The organism is Deinococcus pimensis DSM 21231, assembly GCF_000519345.1.
GTDB lineage: Bacteria > Deinococcota > Deinococci > Deinococcales > Deinococcaceae > Deinococcus_A > Deinococcus_A pimensis.
This window is the reverse complement of record NZ_KI912641.1, coordinates 3,111-3,397: the sequence shown is the minus strand read 5'-3', so window position 1 is coordinate 3,397 and position 287 is coordinate 3,111. Positions and strand designations below refer to the sequence as shown.

The 287-nt window shown below is 73.5% G+C and carries 1 protein-coding gene; it reads right to left on the bottom strand.

Annotated elements, in window-relative coordinates:
* A partial coding sequence (locus DEIPI_RS39560; protein ID WP_169737081.1) for a GAF domain-containing protein occupies positions 1-287 on the bottom strand: 287 nt, incomplete at both ends.

The following is a 287-nucleotide window of genomic DNA, read 5'->3' as shown; positions in this document are numbered from 1 at the left end:
CGTTGCGGACCCGCAGTTCCTCCGTGCGCTCCGCGACACGTGACTCCAGCGTCGCGTTGAGCGCCTCCAGCTCCGCCTGCTGACGACGCGCGGCCTCCTCCTGCCGGGCGCGTTCGATCGCCAGCGCGCACTGCCCGGCGAGCGTCACGAGGAAGGCGCGCTCCTCATCGTCGAAGGTGTGCGTCGTGTCGTAGCTGAAGGCCAGCACCCCCGTGAGGCGCGCCCCCGTCGAGAGCGGCAGCACCGCCGCCGAACGTGTCCTCGGCGCGCGCGACGCGCCCGGGTAG